Raw genomic sequence first — 17951 nt, forward strand, 5'->3', positions numbered from 1 at the left:
TTAGAAAGATTCAAGAAAACCGATATAGTGCAGGCTGAACTTTAAAAGTTCAGCCTTTCTTGTTTTTTTTGGCGGTCCATGCAGCACACCCGGCCGTGAAAACAGAGAATCCGCTCCCCATCCTTCATTTTTTCACCCTTTATTCTTCGCCGAATCGACAAATATCACTATATTTGCTCTGTTATTAAAGTTAGAAAGACAATTATGAGCGAAGAACAAATCACTCCCAATAACGGGTCTTATTCTGCGGATAGTATCCAGGTATTGGAAGGTCTTGAAGCAGTAAGAAAACGCCCTGCGATGTACATCGGCGACATCAGTATAAAGGGACTCCACCACTTGGTATACGAAATCGTTGACAACTCCATCGACGAAGCATTGGCGGGTTATTGCAGCCACATCGAAGTGACCATCAACGAAGACAATTCAATTACAGTACAGGACAACGGACGCGGTATTCCGGTCGACTATCACGAGAAAGAAAAGAAATCGGCACTGGAAGTTGCGATGACCGTGTTGCACGCCGGTGGTAAATTCGACAAAGGGTCTTACAAAGTATCCGGTGGTTTGCACGGTGTAGGTATGTCGTGCGTAAACGCATTGTCTACACATATGACCACGCAAGTATTCCGCAATGGCAAAATCTACCAGCAGGAGTATGAAATAGGTAAACCGCTCTACGCTGTGAAAGAAGTCGGCACCTCCGACATCACAGGAACCCGCCAGCAGTTCTGGCCCGACGGCAGCATCTTTACGGAAACCGTCTACGATTACAAGATATTGGCCGCACGCCTGCGCGAACTGGCCTATCTGAACGCAGGGCTGCGCATCTCCCTCATCGACCGCCGCGCAGTGAACGAGGACGGTAGTTTCAAAAGCGAACAGTTCTACTCGGAAGAGGGACTGAGGGAATTCGTACGGTTCATTGAGTCGTCGCGCGAACACCTGATTAACGATGTCATCTATCTCAACTCCGAGAAACAGGGAATTCCCATCGAAGTGGCCATCATGTACAACACGGGATTCTCCGAAAACGTTCACTCCTACGTTAATAACATCAACACCATCGAAGGTGGTACGCACCTGGCAGGTTTCCGCCGCGCGCTGACCCGCACGCTGAAAAAATATGCCGAAGACAGCAAGATGCTGGAAAAGGTGAAGGTAGACATCTCGGGCGATGACTTCCGCGAAGGTCTCACTGCCGTTATCTCCGTAAAAGTGGCGGAACCGCAGTTTGAAGGACAAACCAAAACGAAGTTGGGCAACAACGAAGTGATGGGTGCCGTCGACCAAGCCGTAGGCGAAGTATTGTCCTATTACCTGGAAGAGCATCCGAAGGAGGCGAAAGCAATCGTCGACAAAGTGATTTTAGCTGCCACCGCACGCCACGCCGCAAGAAAAGCCCGCGAGATGGTACAGCGCAAATCGCCGATGTCGGGCGGCGGCTTGCCGGGCAAGCTGGCAGACTGCTCGGACAAAGACCCGGCAAAATGCGAACTGTTTCTCGTCGAGGGTGACTCGGCAGGCGGTACTGCCAAGCAGGGACGCAACCGTATGTTCCAGGCCATCCTTCCGCTGCGCGGTAAGATTCTGAACGTAGAGAAGGCAATGTATCACAAAGCGTTGGAAAGCGACGAAATACGCAACATATACACAGCGCTCGGCGTCACCATCGGCACCGAAGAGGACAGCAAAGCCGCCAACATCGACAAGCTGCGCTATCACAAGATTATCATCATGACCGATGCCGACGTCGATGGTTCGCACATCGACACACTGATTATGACGTTCTTCTTCCGCTATATGCCGCAGATTATCCAAAACGGTTATCTGTACATCGCCACTCCCCCGCTCTACCTCTGCAAAAAAGGCAAAATAGAGGAATACTGCTGGACGGACGAGCAACGGCAGAGATTTATCGACACATATGGCGGCGGTTCGGAAAACGCAATCCATACACAGCGCTACAAAGGTTTGGGTGAAATGAACGCACAGCAGTTGTGGGAAACGACTATGGACCCCGAAAACCGTATGCTGAAACAGGTAAATATCGACAACGCAGCAGAAGCCGACTATGTATTCTCCATGCTGATGGGCGAAGATGTAGGGCCGCGCCGCGAATTTATTGAAGAGAATGCAACGTATGCAAATATCGATGCATAATTTTAATAATACATTTTTATAAACCAACCTCACATCTTACAACGAAGAAACGCCGATAGCGAAGGATTATCCTTCGATCGGCGTTTTTCTTTTGCCTGCACGCGGGCAGGGGTTGAATGTACGTTAAATAAGATGTTGCTTCGTCAGCTCTTCGGCGGCAGCTTCCAGTTCGTTGTACCACTCTTCGCCGAATTTACGGATTAAAGGCTCTTTCAGGAACCGATATACCGGGAGGTTCTCTTTTTCCCCCAGCAGCACTGCCGCCTTGCACACATCCCAACGATGGTAATTCACAGCCTTGTAGGGGCCGTAGTCTCCAATCCGGATGGGATAAAGATGGCACGACACCGGTTTGTAGAAGTCGGTCTTTCCCTCGCGGTAAGCCTTCTCGATAGCGCAGTAACAGCAACCTTTTTCGTCGTAGCAGGTAAAGACGCAATCTTTGTTGTTTACAATCGAAGTCACGAGGTCGCCTTCTTCATCCGTATATACCACTCCCTGCTTGTCTATAATCGCACGGGCTTCCGGCGAGAGTTCGTCCCAGACAACCGGCAATACTTCTTCCAATTTCTCCACTTCCTCCAATTCCACAGGTGCGCCCGCGTCACCCTCAATGCAACATTCGCCTTTGCAGGCTTCGAGGTTACAAAGGAATTTTTCCCGAAAGACGTCGAGAGATACTACTACATCATCAATCTGAACCATTTTGTAAATTGAAAATTGAGATTTAAAAATTGAGAAATAAATGTTCTGATAAAACAAATTCTTTTTGAGACTCTACCAAAAACGCATATGCGTTTACTATACGAATAGCAAACGCATATGATTTGGTATGAATAGCATTATCCCTTGCTATCATTTTTTAATTTTTAATTCTCAATTTACCAACACGCTTCCGTCCATTTCAGCCGGAACTTCCAGCCCCATGATTTTGAGGATAGTCGGAGCTACATCGGCCAAACGGCCGTCTGCTACCTTCGCAGCCTTGTTTTCGGTCACGTAAACACAGGGAACGGGGTTCAGCGAGTGAGCCGTATTCGGGGTGCCGTCCTCATTCAAAGCGTGGTCGGCGTTGCCGTGGTCGGCAATGATGATGGCTTCGTAATCCTGTGCTTTCGCAGCTTCAATTACCTCTTTCACGCAAGCGTCTACGGCAACCACTGCTTTCTCGATAGCTTCGTAAATACCCGTATGACCTACCATATCACCGTTGGCGAAGTTCACCACGATGAAATCGTATTTGTTTTCGTTGATGGCAGCCACCAGTTTGTCTTTCACTTCGTAAGCACTCATCTCCGGCTTCAAGTCGTAAGTAGCCACTTTCGGAGAAGGAACGAGGATGCGTTCTTCTTTGTCAAACGGGGTTTCGCGTCCGCCGTTGAAGAAGAATGTCACGTGAGCATACTTTTCAGTCTCGGCGATGTGAAGCTGGTTCTTGCCGTTGGCAGAAAGATACTCGCCCAAAGTGTTGGCAACGTTTTCCTTGTCGAACAGGATGTGTACGCCCTTGAAAGAAGCATCGTACGGAGTCATGCAGTAATATTGCAGCCCCGGAATGGTATGCATACCTGCTTCCGGCATATCCTGTTGCGTCAATACAACGGTCAGTTCTTTTGCACGGTCGTTGCGGTAGTTGAAGAAGATAACGACATCGCCTTCCTTGATTGTACCGTCAACGTTCGCATTGACAATCGGCTTGATAAATTCGTCCGTCACGCCTTCGTCGTACGACTCCTGCATAGCCTGCACCATGTCGGCAGTTTTCTTTCCCTCGCCGTTCACCAACAGGTCGTATGCTTCTTTCACACGTTCCCAACGCTTGTCGCGGTCCATAGCATAATAGCGTCCGATGATGGAAGCAATCTTTCCTGCCGATTTCGCGCAGTGTGCAGAAAGCTCTTCGATAAAGCCTTTACCGCTCTTGGGGTCGGTATCGCGGCCGTCCATGAAGCAGTGGATGAATGTATTCTCGATATTGTATTCTTTGGCGATGTCGCAAAGTTTGAAGAGATGGACGAGTGAACTGTGCACACCACCGTTGGAAGTAAGTCCCATGAAGTGAACGTTCTTTCCGTTCTCTTTGGCATAAGAGAAAGCCGCAACGATTTCAGGATTCTTCAGGATGCTGTTGTCGGCACAGGCACGGTTGATTTTCACCAAGTCCTGATAAACCACGCGTCCGGCACCGATATTGAGGTGGCCTACTTCCGAGTTTCCCATCTGTCCGTCGGGCAAACCTACGTTTTCACCGCTTGCCTGGAGCTGAGAGTGAGGATAAGTGTTCATCAGATAATCCCAGTAAGGCGTGGGAGTGTTGAAGATTACGTCATCTTTCTTTTGGTCGCCTAATCCCCAACCGTCGAGGATCATTAAAAGAGCTTTCTTACTCATACTATTTCAAATATTTAAATTATCACTCTGATTTTCGGGCGCAAAGGTACAAAAAAGATGGTTATCCGAACGTTTAATCTATGTTAAGTTACAGTGCCAAAGCATACAAGCCCGTGAATAATTTACTTTCTTTGCGCAGTAAGCCATAAAAAAACGTTTATCTTAAAACCAACTTATTATGAGAACAACCCTGCTCTGCCTGCTGCTCATGCTATCGAGCCTGCTCGGCGCACAAACCATTGACCATCCACCCTTTAAGGCCCGTTCGGGAAGCATCCGCAACATTACTCGCATCGAGCGCACCGCCGAGAATACGCGTGTCCACATACACGCCATCTTCCGCCCCCACTGGTGGATTATGGAAGAAGGAGACAACTGCCTCGAAGACGCCGCCACCGGCAAAAGATACCGACAGACAGGTATCGAAGGAATCGAACTGAACACCAAAGTATTCATGCCCGCTTCCGGCGAAAAGGACTTTGTGCTCCTCTTCGAGCCGCTGCCCCGGGAGACACAGACCATCCACTTCCTCAGCCCGACCGATTCGGAAGGAAACATCTACGACATCTCGTTGGTGCCGCAGAAGCGAAAGAACTCTCTCCCACTCGCTGCCGTGCGTGGCAACTGGTTCGACACCGACGGTTCGGGACGGTGGGCTTTTGGTATCTACGACTCCATCACGCTGATGAACAACCGGATATATACCAACGAAAGCATTCGCCGAAAAGGGAAACACATCGAAATGACCGTAAAAGACAAGCAGAACGGCACACGCTGCACACTGCTGCTCACCCCACAAAAGAACGGCAACTGCACGATAAGCACCGATAAGGGCACCGCATCGTCATACACCCGCACCGGAAACGCCGCCGACACCATCGAGCCGGACAACGGTTTCCAACGCTTCTTCCGCCCGGACACCGCCTGTCTGCAAGGTTACATCGACGGATACGACCCCCGCATAGGCTTTGAAACAGGAATGATTTACCTGTCCGACGAAATCACCGGAAAGGATTATCCCACCGTGGTGCAGATAGACAAAGACGGAAGTTTCTCCTGCAAATTCCTTCTCCAGCATCCGATGGAGCAGTCGCTAACGCTCAACCACAACCATATTCCGTTCTACATCGAACCCGGACAGACGCTTACCATATATATCGACTGGGAAGCTGTGATGGCGCGAAGCCGTGCACGCGACTATTACCTCCCCATCCGAAACACCACATACATGGGGCCGTCGGCTTCCCTCTCATACATTTTAGCTGATGCAAACCAGGTAATCAGCTACCGCTACGAGGACTTATCGCGCTCGCAAAAGACGCTTACACCCAACCAGTATAAGGAGCATATGCGCCCCTTCATCGCACACTGGCAGCAGAAAGCCGACTCGCTGTGCCAACGCTACCGGCCTTCGCAAAAAGCGGTCTGCCTGATTAAGAACAAAGCAAAACTGCAAGCAGGAAGCGCCTTCTTCGACTTTGAAATGAGCAGGGACTATTACGCCCGCCGGGACACAGCCAACCAAGCTCTGCAAGTAAAATCGGACGATTCATACTACGACTTCCTGAAAGAGATGCCGCTCAACGACAGCATCGTCCTTGCCGACAAACAGGCGGATATCTTTATCAACCGCTTTGAATTTATGGAGCCGCTCCGGCAAGCCTATCCGACATTCGAGGCCAAAACGTTGTTATACACCTATCCTGAAAAACCGCTTCTCTCATTTCTGAAAGAGAAAGGTGTCGCCTTGAACGCAGCCCAGGAAGCCATCCGACAAAAACACGAAGTGCTTGCCGGACAATCGGTCTATATCGCCCGTGCGGAACTTATGGAGGAGCATGAGAAAATGGCTTCTCTTTACAAGCAAGAAGAAAAATTGATAAAAGAATATGTCGACTTATGCAAAAAAGAAGTATCGCAGGAAAACATAGCTAAGCAGCAACTAATAGAAGCGAAGAAGGACAGCATCGTCTCCCAGTTGTGCTTCCCCTCCAACCCGTTGTTGTGGCAAATAGCCTATGTACGCGGTCTCTCGCATCAATTGTCCGAAATAAAGGACAAAGCAGTTGCCCGCCGCTATATGGACGGTCTCAAACAGAAACTTACCGAACCGTTCCTTGCGGCAAAGGCCGAACGGATGTTTGAACAGGCTTTCCCCTCGGATGCTTCTTCATCCTACCAACTACCGGAGGGCAAGGCTACCGACATCTTCCGCAACATCATCAAGCGCCACACCGGCAAAGTGCTGTTCGTAGACTTCTGGGCTACCACCTGCGGTCCTTGCCGTTCCGGAATAGAAGCTACAGCAGAACTGCGCAAGAAGTACAAAAATCATCCGGAATTTGAGTTTATCTTCATCACGGGCGAAAAAGAATCTCCGGAAAACGACTACAAGCAATACGTAGAAAAGCATCTGAAAGGCGAAGCAAGCTACTATGTGAGCGGAACGGAATACAACTATCTGCGCCAGCTCTTCCAGTTCAACGGTATTCCTCACTACGAGCTGGTGGAGAAAGACGGCAGCATTTCCAAAGAAAAACTGAGCGGTTGCAACATCGAGCAGTATTTGGAGAAACGATTCGGAAGTACGGAAACTCAGAATGACAGCAAGTGATGTGAGTTGCCATACCGACTAAGCATCTCATGCGTCGTAACGAATAAATCCCGGCAGGAATAAGACTGGTTAAACACACAAATCACAGTCTTATCCCTGCCGGGATTGTTAAGATATAGTAGATAACTACATCAATTATTCATGACATCGCGCACACATCTCACATGATAACTGGTAGCCTGAGGATTGATAGTACCTCGATTTGGGAAAAAGAGGAAGAAACGTTTCTCTGATGCATCCGTTTTATTAAAATGCTCCAGTGTACAGGAGAAATATGCATTTGTATTGTCTGCTCCTACCAAAAGTCCTTCACGACGCATCATAACAAGCTCTTTTTGATTGGGAACTCTCCAAGTACCACGGTCACTACCACCCGCCTCTTGGGAATACCTGCCACAGATGTAATTATTATCGCAAGCCGTCTTCCAACGGGAAGCGTTATACCCGCTTAACGCACCGTCTGCGTTCAATGTCAAGCCTGATGCCGAGTTGATACCGGTGGTATTGGTAGAGTTACATCTTGCATTAGCCACTTCAAACTGATAAGCCGGCTGGTTGTCAGAAGATTGCACATCGTGGGCAAGTAAATGGTTGGATTGCGGCGCCCGCTTACAACCATCCTCATAATACGCTAACGTAAACTTAAGATTTTCGTATTTATATGCCGGCGTCACAGGGTCTTCCGCAATGACACGCCCCATATTGACACCCAAGTTACGCACGCAGCGTACCTGCCAGGCTCCCATATCCCAATTTCCTTGCAGCCAGTCGGATGTAGAAGTACCTTCTTCCGCCCATACCACTTTCTTATCGCTCGAAGCAAAATGATATCTTGTATTATTATCCGGAGAGGTATTATCTCCATTAAACCCGTATACAGGTGTCTCGTCAAAGTTCATAAGACGCTGCGACTGTGGGATAACGGCACGCCCCAAGATGATACGGGCATACTTTCCGGTGGTAGGTACATACCATTTCATCTCGTTAGCATCGATTAGTCCATTACCGTTTTCATCACGATTTCTTGACATACAGGCGGTTATAACCTCGTAGTTTGCTCCGCTGGGGAACGGGTTGTAATCGGTGCGTGTGCCTCCTGGATTATACAAAGTTTCCGATATACTGGCAGGCATGAACACAGGCGCGGTTTTTGTCCCCGCAACTTCTCGCAACTGGGCTGTATTAATAGCATCGCGTGAAAATGGGGCGTAACAGGTCTTATTTGTTCCATTGATACGCACAGTCTTAGTTTCGGCTACCGAAGACCATCCGCGATTATTTGTAGAAGATGTATTGTTAATACTTCCCTCTGTAAGATAATACCAGACATTATAACGTCCATTGTCCGCATTGGCGGTACCCAAATCATTCCATGCCGTCTGCGACCAGGCAAGGTTCAAGCCGAAGGTCTCACTTTCGCGTTCCATACCAAGAGCAGTCTCATTGGGGGTGGGACTGTCTGCCGAATAGTATGTAAGGATGGAGTTCTGCGATATCATATATTTTGAGTTCAGGTAGACGCTTTCGCGGTCTGTTGATATCTGGCGGTTGTTGCAGGCAATCCATGCGATGCGGGGTGCCTGGTTGACGTATGCGCGCCAACCTCCCTCAACCTGTCCGCCACGGGTCGGATCTTCCTTATAGGTAGAGTTACCATTTTCATCTTTGTGGTAGACATATTCGTTGACAAATACCGTATACCATAGTCCTTCTTCAGAGGTTTCATCATACGTCACTTCGTTTCCATTGTTTGGGTTTAAACCGTGATATTGAGCCGGATTTGCCAGTTATTCCAGCGTCCAGGCTTCTTCGCCATCGCCATCGTTGTAGCGGCGAAGCACATCTGCGGCAGTTGTCGGTTTGAAACGAATCCAGTTATAGAACTGGTTGTCCTCCAAACTTACTCCTGCGTGTGTGCCGCCCGGACGGTAGTCAGCAGCATAGTAAGAGTAGCTTACGTTGTTGTAGGGAGCTTCAATCATCCATTGCAGGTTGTTCCGTTCGCTGTAGCTCAGTTGGATGTTGAATGTAGAGTAGTGTGCGTCAAGTTCAACGCGTCCCGTGTTCTGCACGTCGGTGACATCGCCTTCGGCGCCAGGTTGGTTTTCGCCGTCGTTGAACGCTTCTACGATGATGCTATTAAGCCCTTCCACAGTAACGTTATAGGTATATTTCATGTTACGGCGGCAGTTGAAGTCGCGCGCTTTATCCGCATTGGTTGCCCCCTCTATATAGCCGAGGTGTACGGTATAGTTGGCATATCCTTCGCGACGCGTTGCATTGGGGGTGGCGGGGTCGACAGGTTTTTCCGTTCCTATCTGACCGTTCGGATTCACCCAATAGGTTACTTTGAACCTGAATGTGACATAGGTTGCGTAGTTCTTTGTATCCACTTCACCGTCGGCATCACTTGCGCTCAGGCTCTTGTAAATAGAAGTGTTGGTTCCATCGGCGTCGGCTTTCCATTCACGTTCGCGGTCGGCATAAGGAGAAAAAGAAGCAGGATTGATACCGATGTAATCACCACCGCCCAAGTCTTGGTAGCCGATGGCGGTCTGTTTGTTTTCAAACTGGTAGAAGTCGAAGGAGTGTTGGTTGGCAGTGCCGGCAACGAAGTCGTAGGAAAGGTTGGATTCACCGTGGTTCGTCTCATACCCTACCCTGTCGCCGAAATATTCAGAGACGTCGGCAGCATTTTCGTTTCTTTCCTGCAAATAGGCAATGATGGGATTGTTGTACACCTTCCAACTGACAGGCTCTATCAGGATATTCGGTACGGCGGAGATATTGAATTTTACATAAGAAATCATGCGGCGCAGGTGGATATATCCCGGCAGGGTGGTGGTGTTAGCGGCGATGTAGACTGCATCAGGATTGCCTTCATCGTCGTACCATGCAGAAGGATGATTGTCTACAGCATTGCTGTTGTGGTATGAACCGCTCATGGCAAGGTTGTTGCTTCCGGAGAAGTCGATGTTTGAGGGGTCAGTAAGCATGAAAGAGATGCTTTTATACTTCTCCCAAGTGTCGGCGTTGGCAAGTAACGTTTGCAGAGAGCCTCCCCGGGTGTCGGGCAGTCCGGCTTCCGCTTTCAACTCGGCGTTGTCGGTAATACCGTAGTTGTCTGCCGCGTTGGCAACGGCGACGATGTAGCTCTTTCCCGATTTGGTTTCTATCTTCGGCAGAAGGGCAGCAGCATGATTGCCAGGGGCAGTCAGTTCGTCACGTTGGAACAGCCGGTTGTATGTACACTTTCCGGTGGCAACGTTGTATATTCCCACCCATAGCGTGTTCACTCTGTCGGCGTTTTCGTCCGTCATGGGTGCACGCGACATTCCTTTCATTTCATTCAGGTCGACCGAAAGCGTCAGCAGGGTGGGCACGCCCTCTACGCCATCTGCCTGTGAAGAGCAGATTTCATCATCCTGGCAGGCGGCAAGTGCGCCAACAGCCAGCGTGAACAGCAGGATGACCGTTTTCTTAGATAGATGTATCAGTTGTTTCATTGTCCGTTCTAAAATAGTAGATTATTAATTAAATGGAGGAATATCCACCTCTTCTTCTCCCATCGGGCAAAGTGTATATTTTATCTCCAGTTCATTGCGCACGGTGGTGATTTCATACCGATAGATATGATTGCGGAGGAGGGCGGCGATGTTTGCGCCGGCGGTTCCGCCGTTATATTCAGCCAGTTTCAATTGATAGAGTTTGGTAGTGGTGGCTGTGCCGTCCTCATTAGGCAGGCTGAGGGTGATGCGCACATAGGGACGCACGGCTGTACCGGGAATGGCTGCCTGCGAATATTCGGTGGTATATACTGAAAATACCTGGCATCCGTCTGCCCGGCCATCGGTAGCGGCGGCGTCGGAGTGGAAATCAATCTGCGAATTGGCAACGGTGGCGGTATAATCGTCCGCCGGGGCGCGATACGCAAGCGATGCGGCCATTGTGGGGGCTACTACCTGTTGCGTTTCGAGCACATCGTTGCGGTTCCATTGCACATAGGCGGGCAGGATGGTGCCGGTAGCGCAATAACCCAGCAGTTCCACTTTCTGCACCGACGGACGGCCTTCGGGAGCGTCGGCAACATTGCCGGTGATGTCAATACGGTCTATCACCTCAATCTTGGCAAGCGCGCGCAGCATATTGATGTCCTTTCCGCTGCCTTCGGGCGAGAGTTCGACAAAGCCTTCCGCGCCGTTGCCGTCGAAGGCTCCCTTTGGGAGCGTGAACTGCTGGAGTCCCGCCATAGGGATGTACTCGCCGTCGGCTTGTCCGGGTTGCGAAGGAGTCCAGCCGGTGTCGACGGTGGAGGGGCCTGCGGAGGGGGTGCCGACGGGCAGGGTGAAAGCGGTGCATTGGTCGGCAATGTCTTTGATGGTGGTGACGCCCGGAGCGAGGGCAAAGGCGTTCAGTTTGTGGGAATTGCCGTTGGCGATGACCATGATGTAGAAAGAAAGGGCACGCTCGGCAACCTGGGCGAAATAGGGTTCGACAATGGTAGCGCGCACGGTGTAGCTCACATAGTTGGTGTTTCCTTCTGCCACGGTGATGTCGGCGTCGGGGGTGAACTCGCGCAACAGACGTTGTTCCCCGTCGAAAAGCAGGAAGCGGATGTCGCCTCCGGCAAGGTTGAGGTAGTTTTCGGGGGCGGTGCCGAGAATGTCGCCATCGGCGTTGGTGTCGGCGGCACGGGTCTGACGCGTGGTTTCCATCGACGTGCGGGTGACGATGGTGAAGCTCAGCTTCACCGGGTCGGCGTCGCGTTGGGGTGCGGGGCAGTTGTCGTAGTCGTTGACGCAACTTGCGACAAACAACAGCAGCACCGGCAATGCGGCAAGCAGTCGGACAAGCGTATGGGTATGTATGGCAAATCGATGCTTCATGATTATCGTCGGTTTAGAGTTCGGTGTCTTGCGGCGGAACGACGCGCCAGTTGTTGATGTATATTTTGGCTTTCGCCCATGTGCCGTTTTCGATAAAAAACATCATGGTGTGGTCGTCGTAGCAGTCGAGATAGTCCTGGTCGGAATTGGTTCCCTCGTATTTGCTTTTCACCAAAAGGAGGTAGCGGATAAGGTCGATGCGTATCACGTCTTCGCCTTCGCTGTTGCGCACCACCAGTCGGGGATGGCGTCCGGCAACAAGGCGTCCAGTGGTGAGTTCGGCAAGCAGTCCGTTGGCTTCGGTCTGTACGCGGGTAGTTTCGCCTGCGCGTACTTCGGGAGCGGTGTCGTTCTGGTCGAAGGAGGCGGAAGTCAGTTCGGTCGACCACGGAAGGTAGCTGAACGGGGTGGACGAGATGATGTTGTTGCGATGGTCTATCACCTGGTTGGACGCTTCGATGGCGAAGGTGAACTTGTCGCGCTCTATGGCGGAGCCGTCTACGTTTTGCAGCAAGACGCTGAGGTGCTTGGTGTCGCGCGTGAGGTAGATGGGGGCAATGTCGACCGTGCCGTAGGTGTCGGGGAAGTCGACGTTGGTGGCCAGTCCGTGGTAGAGGCGTGTGATGTCGCGGTCGCTATACTGACTGGGGGCTGTGCCCTGCAAAGGGAGCGTGGCTTTTAAGTCGCTGATGGCTGCGGGCGATGTGCCGCCGCCGATGACAAACGATGTGGCGTCGGCAATAGGCGAAGCGCCTTCGCACCAGGCGAGCAGGTCGTACGTGCCGGAGGGGACATTGATGTCCATGAAGAAGTTGTTGTCGGTGGTGGGTTGGCGGTCGGTGGTCTGTTGTGTCACCAATCGTCCTTGCTTGTCAAATACGTACAGATGTACACGGGTCACTTGCGGGGCGAAGGCGTCTGCCCTGAGCATATTTTTCGTGTAGCGGAAACTCACACGGTAGTGTACCGTGCAGTCTCCTTCGTCGTCGTAGATTGCCGAGTCGCACGAGGAGACTCCCAAGACAATCATTCCCACTATCATGCAGGTGTGCCAGATGCGTCGTAGTTCTAACATTCTCATAGCGTTATTTTTTATTTTATTCATTTTTTCGGTATATGCGTAGGATTGCCCACAGGTGGCAATCTCGTTGTTTCCTGTTTCGGTGGAAGGTGTTGCTTGCAGAAGCACGCCTTCGGGGTTGTTCGCCGCAATATTATGATGTGCCCTTGCGGTCGGGGGCGGAATGGCAGAGAGTTGACGGCTCTCTGTGGATTGCTATTGTTGTGGTAGAAAAACAGAACGGTAGCGGCCGGGAAAGGCGGAAGCGCGCTGACTGCCGCTACCGTTCGTATCTGTGTGTTATAGGTTATCCGAGGGGCAGCCTCGAATAAGTATGGTTAGAGTTCTACATCTTGAGTGGGTACGATACGCCAGTTCAGGATGTTCAGACGAGCTGAAATGTAATAAGATACTTCATCCATCGGAGGAACAATCGGTTGAGTTTCGCTGCTCAAAGCTGTAGCCAAACCTGAAATACCTGTAATGTTGATATTGTAAGCGTGGTTACGTACAATACCGAATGAACCTGCGGGGCATTTGTCAAAATTGTATGTACCATCAGCATTTTTAGCTCCTTCTACATAAGTACCGGTTGCACCCTGAGCAGAAGTGCCATAAATACCAAGATGTTCGATAGGAATATTAAAGTAGCAACGTCCTCCGTCATACTTGCGTGCATAACCGGCAGTAAGAAGATTAGAGTTTACTAAATTGATATTATTGGCATCAATTGGTTCATAAGCATTAGTAGTAGTATTATAAAAATAACATCCGTTAGGGACATTGGCAAGTTGAAGAGCCACAAGACGGCCTGCAATAGACTGTCCTTTCACATCGCGAACCGCTTTAGTAGGATGAGCAACTGTAAATATATCAACCTCTTTTACAGGTATATACGCATCACCATCCTTTTCCAGAACTGTACTCTGATGATTAACCATTACCTCCTTAATGCTCGGAGTGTCACCATTTGCTTCGTCTAAATAAAGATTCCATTTTTCACCGGTCTTGCCATAAAGATAGAATGTTGTTTCTGCGGGCAATGCAGTACCGCCATTAGTAGAAGTAACTTGGTATCTTCCGACAATAACAGCAGACGCTATTGTAGCCATTGGATTATAATCTGCTGCATTCTGCCATGCCCAATAAAAAGTAGTAGTTTCGCGCGCATAGAATGTCTCGTTGAAACCTGTAGTTGCATTCCATTTGATAGAAGGTTGCAACTTTATCTCATCATTACCATTATTACCCTTTATAATCTGATCGTAATTGAAATAATGCAAATCAAAAGGATAATCAGCAGTGTGGGCATTATCTGCTACCTCATCAGTAATATCATCAGAAACTTTCGGATATTTTGCATCAAAATAAGAAGGCGAACATCCCCAATAGCTACGACGATTTTCAGGATCATTCCACCAACTGTCACCACCGCCAAAATTATTTGCAATGGCACTATATCCGGGTCTATAGTTCAGAGTACCTACTCTGTCTTCTATGATTCCGTATCTTTTAACAGCATAAAGTTCCTGGTCGATTGCATTCGGACGCCATGCTTCCGGAACAAATGTCAATTCATAACCGTTTACATCATCATTTGATTGAATAGCATTAGGGGCAAGGGTAAGATTGATTCGTGCAGCATACCGTTCAACATAAATATCGATAGTTTTGGCATCATTGGCTTTTGCCTCTTCCTCCGATTTGTACAACCATTCTGTTTTTATAGGAGTAGCCACCATACGAGCATTTGCCTCGTTTGTAATAGTATTGGTTCCATAATAAACAGAGTTACTCATAGGGAAATAACCTTCCGTGGTACGAACCGAACGGCGTTTTACTTCTTCAATCTCATCAAGTGACTTAACTGCCAAATCCGAATCATCAATCGCATTGATGAAACATATTACATAAGCAGGCAAATTATCACCCTGACTCAATTCTACAGGAATGGTAGAGGTGTGTATGCTGTTTACACTGGGTCTGTTGTCAGGTGTAAAATCTGCTCCTCCCATTCTATGCACCTGTCCTGTCGGCTTACCGGCAGCATCATAGAATACAAAAGTCATCTTAGAAACTTTATTTTCGTCGCCTATTCCTGTCTCAAAGTCCCCTGTAATGGCACGCGTTCCCGCTCCCGGACTTACAATCGAAACGTTCAAATAACGCTCCTGGTCATGGTCTACTATTTCCTGACCCTGGATATCAGTCACCAAGTCGTCGGAAGCACAGCTTGCCAGCGAACCCATTGCCAGCGCCATGACTGCACTGAATAATAAATTACTTTTCTTCATACTAATAATGAATTTAAAAATGGTTATGTAAAAAATAGTTCTTTCTTTATTCCGCCAAGCCCAATTCGTGCAGTTGGGCTGCGGCTTCCTTCGCCTGGCTCACTCCTGCCTTCGATGCTTCGTCAAACAGGCGGAGAGCTTCGGCATAGTTGCCCTTCTTGGCGGCATAGATACCACGGGCGTAGGTTGCTTTGGGGACATTGCCCGCTTTGGTGAGATAACTTGCCGCACGCTCCAGTTCGTCGCGGCTGAGGGCGATGTTGGCAGCATTGAGATTGGCAACGGGGTCGTCGGGATACATACGCACCGCCACTTCAAACACTTCACAATATTCGTCGGAGCCGGGTTCGAGGCTTTGCGCCACCACGTTCATTTCATGAAGGCTCAACTTCTGCGGCGCACTCTTCATCACCGCCTTGATTTCTTCTACGTTCGTATAAGAACGCACAACGTATTCCACAGTATAGTCCGAACGGCGGAGACCTGGATAGACGTTTTCCAACAAGAAGCGGTATTGCTCCGGATAGGAGGACTTGAGTTTCCACTCGCGGGCATCGGGCGCGAGGTTGTCCATGTCGAGGATGGAGAGGATGTCCGCTTTGTGGGCGATGTCCCAAGACTCGACATAACGGCGCAACCCTGCCCAGTTTTCGGCCACCCAAGAGGATTTCATAAGGGAGGCGTCGAACGTATAAAGCCCGCGAACGTAGCCGAGCAGTGCTTCGGTGCGTCCCTTCGCCAAACGTTCGTTGTTGGCGTAAGGGCCTTCGGGCGAAGCGAAGCCTTCGATAGTGACGGAGACGATGCGTGTGTCGGCATCACTGCGCAGGAGGTCGATGGTGTGGCGTATCTTTTGCAGCTCTTCGGGGTTGCGGCGGTAGTCGGGGCGGATTTCGGTACGGTTGACGGGGAAGTCGATGTAGGCGGAACCGCGTGCTTCGCGCGTCTTTACCAGTTCGGCAACGGGAGTGACAAAGGCGTAGGCAGGCTTGAATACTTTGGGTGCGAAGTCGAGCACGGCGAGGTTTTTACGGTCGGACGAAACGGGATTGAATCCGCAGCCGCACTCGTCTGCGACGAGCGTCAACGTGGCGGTCTCCATCCACTGTTCGTAGGGCACAATGGCCGAATAGTCGACCACCTTGCCCGGACGGCACAGACGTGCGTCGGCCGAAAGGTTGCCGTGGCGGAGGTTTTGGATATAGCGGTTGCGTCCTGCCACGACGACGGGCGGAAGTTCGAGGTGTCGGTCGCCGCAAGTGAGTACGGGCAGGTAGGTTATCTCGCGGTTGGACTTGAGCGTAAGTTCGGAGAGGTCGAACAGCATGGATACGAAAAGGTTGTTTTCCGAACGCTCCACTTTAAGGTTTTTCACACACGTGCCTTGTTCCGGAAGTGTGCCGGCTGCCGGGTTTGCGGCGGATGTGCCGGCAGTTGCCATCTCTACCGCCAGCACGGCAACGAGGAGGGCCATCCCTATTTTTTGTAATTTCATATCGGTATTACTTGTATTAGCTTGTTAATAAAATCAGAAGACATATACGAGGTTGACGGCTGCTTTCGTGGGGCCTACGTAGTTGTGATGTCCTTTGCCCACGCGGCGTCCGCAGCCGACGCACTCAAAGCGGTCGAAGCGGGTGTGCGCCCATCCCAGGCCGATTTCGGCTTCGAGGTTCCAGTGTTTTCCCAGCAGCCAGCTATATCCGTAGGCCAGTCCGAGACCGCCTATCCACCCCTGGTAGCGGTGGGTCTTGAAGTTGGCGAAATCGGTGCCAAAGAGTTTGAAGTCGGTGTCGAGGTGTCCGATGTTGTACTGGCCGGCAAATGCATGGGCGCCAAGAAAGTGTCCTCCAAGTGCTTCACAAAACCAATAGCGGGCTTCGGGCTGCACCAGCCAGTGTTTCCAACGGCGTCCGTGCGAGAGATTCCAGGCGTTGAAGTCGCCACTGAGGTCGACCGACCAACGGGGGGCGACGGATACTTCCACTCCAATGTTCGCGTTGAGGAAGGCATCGGAAAGCAGGTTTGTTTTTATCGCTACTTCTTGTGCATTCAGCCCGGAATGCATAGAAACAGACAAGGCTATCATCAGAAATAAAATCTTACGTTTCATATCTTACTTTACATTATTATTGGGGTTATTCACTCTTGAATAGTATGTTACTATCAATGCTTTAAATTACAATGAGGTACATTCGGGCAGTCTCGTATTCGATTTCAGGCTATTTCGTATTCGATTTTAGGCTGTCGTTTTACCAATTTTTCAATACTTCTCTTGGTAAGAGAAAGAGCGGGGTACAGAAATGCTTATAAACAAATGAAAATGAACCAATTTTATAGGCGTTATAATATAAAAAGCCGCTTTTGTGTTAAAAGCGAAAGATAAAAACAAATTAATTCTTGTTTTTAGTTGTTACTCTTCATATTTTGTATATATTTGTGGCAAGTAAACTTTCTCTTACCAAGAGATACATCGTCGTTACTCCTCCTCTTACCAAGAGAAAGACCCAATGTAAAAATACTCTCCAAATATTCTTTTCGGG

At 49.8% G+C, this 17951-nt stretch carries 12 protein-coding genes; 3 read left to right on the plus strand and 9 right to left on the minus strand.

Annotated features, from left to right (window positions below; genetic code table 11):
- Window positions 1–204: 204 nt before the first annotated feature.
- Window positions 205–2163: a DNA topoisomerase (ATP-hydrolyzing) subunit B gene (gyrB, locus tag QZ331_RS10655; RefSeq protein ID WP_294630077.1), complete on the plus strand. Its 1959-nt coding sequence runs from the start codon at window positions 205–207 to the stop codon at window positions 2161–2163.
- 123 nt (window positions 2164–2286) lie between these two features.
- Here gyrB and QZ331_RS10660 read toward each other — a convergent pair whose 3' ends face one another.
- Both QZ331_RS10660 and gpmI read right to left on the minus strand, forming a co-directional pair.
- Window positions 2287–2868 (minus strand): DUF3109 family protein, encoded by a 582-nt coding sequence (locus QZ331_RS10660; protein ID WP_294630079.1) that lies wholly within the window; start codon window positions 2866–2868, stop codon window positions 2287–2289.
- A gap of 171 nt (window positions 2869–3039) precedes the next feature.
- Window positions 3040–4554, minus strand: a complete 1515-nt coding sequence (gpmI, locus tag QZ331_RS10665; RefSeq protein WP_294630081.1) for a 2,3-bisphosphoglycerate-independent phosphoglycerate mutase — start codon at window positions 4552–4554, stop codon at window positions 3040–3042.
- Window positions 4555–4732: 178 nt separating this feature from the next.
- Between gpmI and QZ331_RS10670 the strand changes: the two genes are divergently transcribed.
- Window positions 4733–7168 (plus strand): TlpA disulfide reductase family protein, encoded by a 2436-nt coding sequence (locus tag QZ331_RS10670; protein WP_294630082.1) that lies wholly within the window; start codon window positions 4733–4735, stop codon window positions 7166–7168.
- Window positions 7169–7299: 131 nt separating this feature from the next.
- Here QZ331_RS10670 and QZ331_RS10675 read toward each other — a convergent pair whose 3' ends face one another.
- Genes QZ331_RS10675 through QZ331_RS10690 form a run of 4 tightly spaced genes read right to left on the minus strand, consistent with a single transcriptional unit; the run spans window position 7300 to window position 13135 of the window.
- On the minus strand, window positions 7300–8904 hold the full coding sequence (locus QZ331_RS10675; protein ID WP_294630084.1) for a hypothetical protein: 1605 nt from the start codon (window positions 8902–8904) through the stop codon (window positions 7300–7302).
- A 51-nt stretch (window positions 8905–8955) separates the two neighbouring features.
- Window positions 8956–10674 (minus strand): fimbrial protein, encoded by a 1719-nt coding sequence (locus QZ331_RS10680; RefSeq protein ID WP_294630086.1) that lies wholly within the window; start codon window positions 10672–10674, stop codon window positions 8956–8958.
- 24 nt (window positions 10675–10698) lie between these two features.
- Window positions 10699–12054 carry a hypothetical protein gene (locus QZ331_RS10685; RefSeq protein WP_294630088.1) on the minus strand — a complete coding sequence of 452 codons (1356 nt, stop codon included), beginning with the start codon at window positions 12052–12054 and terminating at the stop codon, window positions 10699–10701.
- Between the two features lie 13 nt (window positions 12055–12067).
- On the minus strand, window positions 12068–13135 hold the full coding sequence (locus QZ331_RS10690; RefSeq protein ID WP_294630090.1) for a FimB/Mfa2 family fimbrial subunit: 1068 nt from the start codon (window positions 13133–13135) through the stop codon (window positions 12068–12070).
- 35 nt (window positions 13136–13170) lie between these two features.
- Between QZ331_RS10690 and QZ331_RS10695 the strand changes: the two genes are divergently transcribed.
- Window positions 13171–13446 carry a hypothetical protein gene (locus tag QZ331_RS10695; protein ID WP_294630092.1) on the plus strand — a complete coding sequence of 92 codons (276 nt, stop codon included), beginning with the start codon at window positions 13171–13173 and terminating at the stop codon, window positions 13444–13446.
- Between the two features lie 6 nt (window positions 13447–13452).
- Here the strand turns inward: QZ331_RS10695 and QZ331_RS10700 are convergent, their stop codons facing one another.
- The 3 genes from QZ331_RS10700 to QZ331_RS10710 are packed head-to-tail and all read right to left on the minus strand — an operon-like array spanning window position 13453 to window position 17521.
- A complete protein-coding gene (locus QZ331_RS10700; protein ID WP_294630094.1) occupies window positions 13453–15408 on the minus strand; it encodes a fimbria major subunit in 1956 nt (651 codons plus the stop codon).
- Between the two features lie 46 nt (window positions 15409–15454).
- The gene (locus QZ331_RS10705; RefSeq protein ID WP_294630096.1) at window positions 15455–16903 is read right to left on the minus strand and encodes a DUF3868 domain-containing protein; all 1449 of its coding nucleotides are present in this window, start codon (window positions 16901–16903) and stop codon (window positions 15455–15457) included.
- Window positions 16904–16936: 33 nt separating this feature from the next.
- Window positions 16937–17521: a DUF3575 domain-containing protein gene (locus QZ331_RS10710; RefSeq protein ID WP_294630098.1), complete on the minus strand. Its 585-nt coding sequence runs from the start codon at window positions 17519–17521 to the stop codon at window positions 16937–16939.
- Between the last annotated feature and the right edge of the window lie 430 nt (window positions 17522–17951).

Source organism: uncultured Bacteroides sp., assembly GCF_910586915.1.
In the GTDB taxonomy this organism is placed as follows: Bacteria; Bacteroidota; Bacteroidia; order Bacteroidales; family Bacteroidaceae; genus Bacteroides.

Excerpts from the sequence above, each read along its gene's own strand:
- QZ331_RS10670 (WP_294630082.1), top strand. The coding sequence starts at position 4,733 with ATGAGAACAACCCTGCTCTGCCTGCTGCTCATGCTATCGAGCCTGCTC.
- QZ331_RS10690 (WP_294630090.1), bottom strand. The coding sequence starts at position 13,135 with ATGAGAATGTTAGAACTACGACGCATCTGGCACACCTGCATGATAGTG.
- QZ331_RS10705 (WP_294630096.1), bottom strand. The coding sequence starts at position 16,903 with ATGAAATTACAAAAAATAGGGATGGCCCTCCTCGTTGCCGTGCTGGCG.
- QZ331_RS10695 (WP_294630092.1), top strand. The coding sequence starts at position 13,171 with ATGCGTAGGATTGCCCACAGGTGGCAATCTCGTTGTTTCCTGTTTCGG.
- QZ331_RS10710 (WP_294630098.1), bottom strand. The coding sequence starts at position 17,521 with ATGAAACGTAAGATTTTATTTCTGATGATAGCCTTGTCTGTTTCTATG.
- gyrB (WP_294630077.1), top strand. The coding sequence starts at position 205 with ATGAGCGAAGAACAAATCACTCCCAATAACGGGTCTTATTCTGCGGAT.
- QZ331_RS10700 (WP_294630094.1), bottom strand. The coding sequence starts at position 15,408 with ATGAAGAAAAGTAATTTATTATTCAGTGCAGTCATGGCGCTGGCAATG.
- QZ331_RS10660 (WP_294630079.1), bottom strand. The coding sequence starts at position 2,868 with ATGGTTCAGATTGATGATGTAGTAGTATCTCTCGACGTCTTTCGGGAA.
- QZ331_RS10685 (WP_294630088.1), bottom strand. The coding sequence starts at position 12,054 with ATGAAGCATCGATTTGCCATACATACCCATACGCTTGTCCGACTGCTT.
- gpmI (WP_294630081.1), bottom strand. The coding sequence starts at position 4,554 with ATGAGTAAGAAAGCTCTTTTAATGATCCTCGACGGTTGGGGATTAGGC.
- QZ331_RS10680 (WP_294630086.1), bottom strand. The coding sequence starts at position 10,674 with ATGAAACAACTGATACATCTATCTAAGAAAACGGTCATCCTGCTGTTC.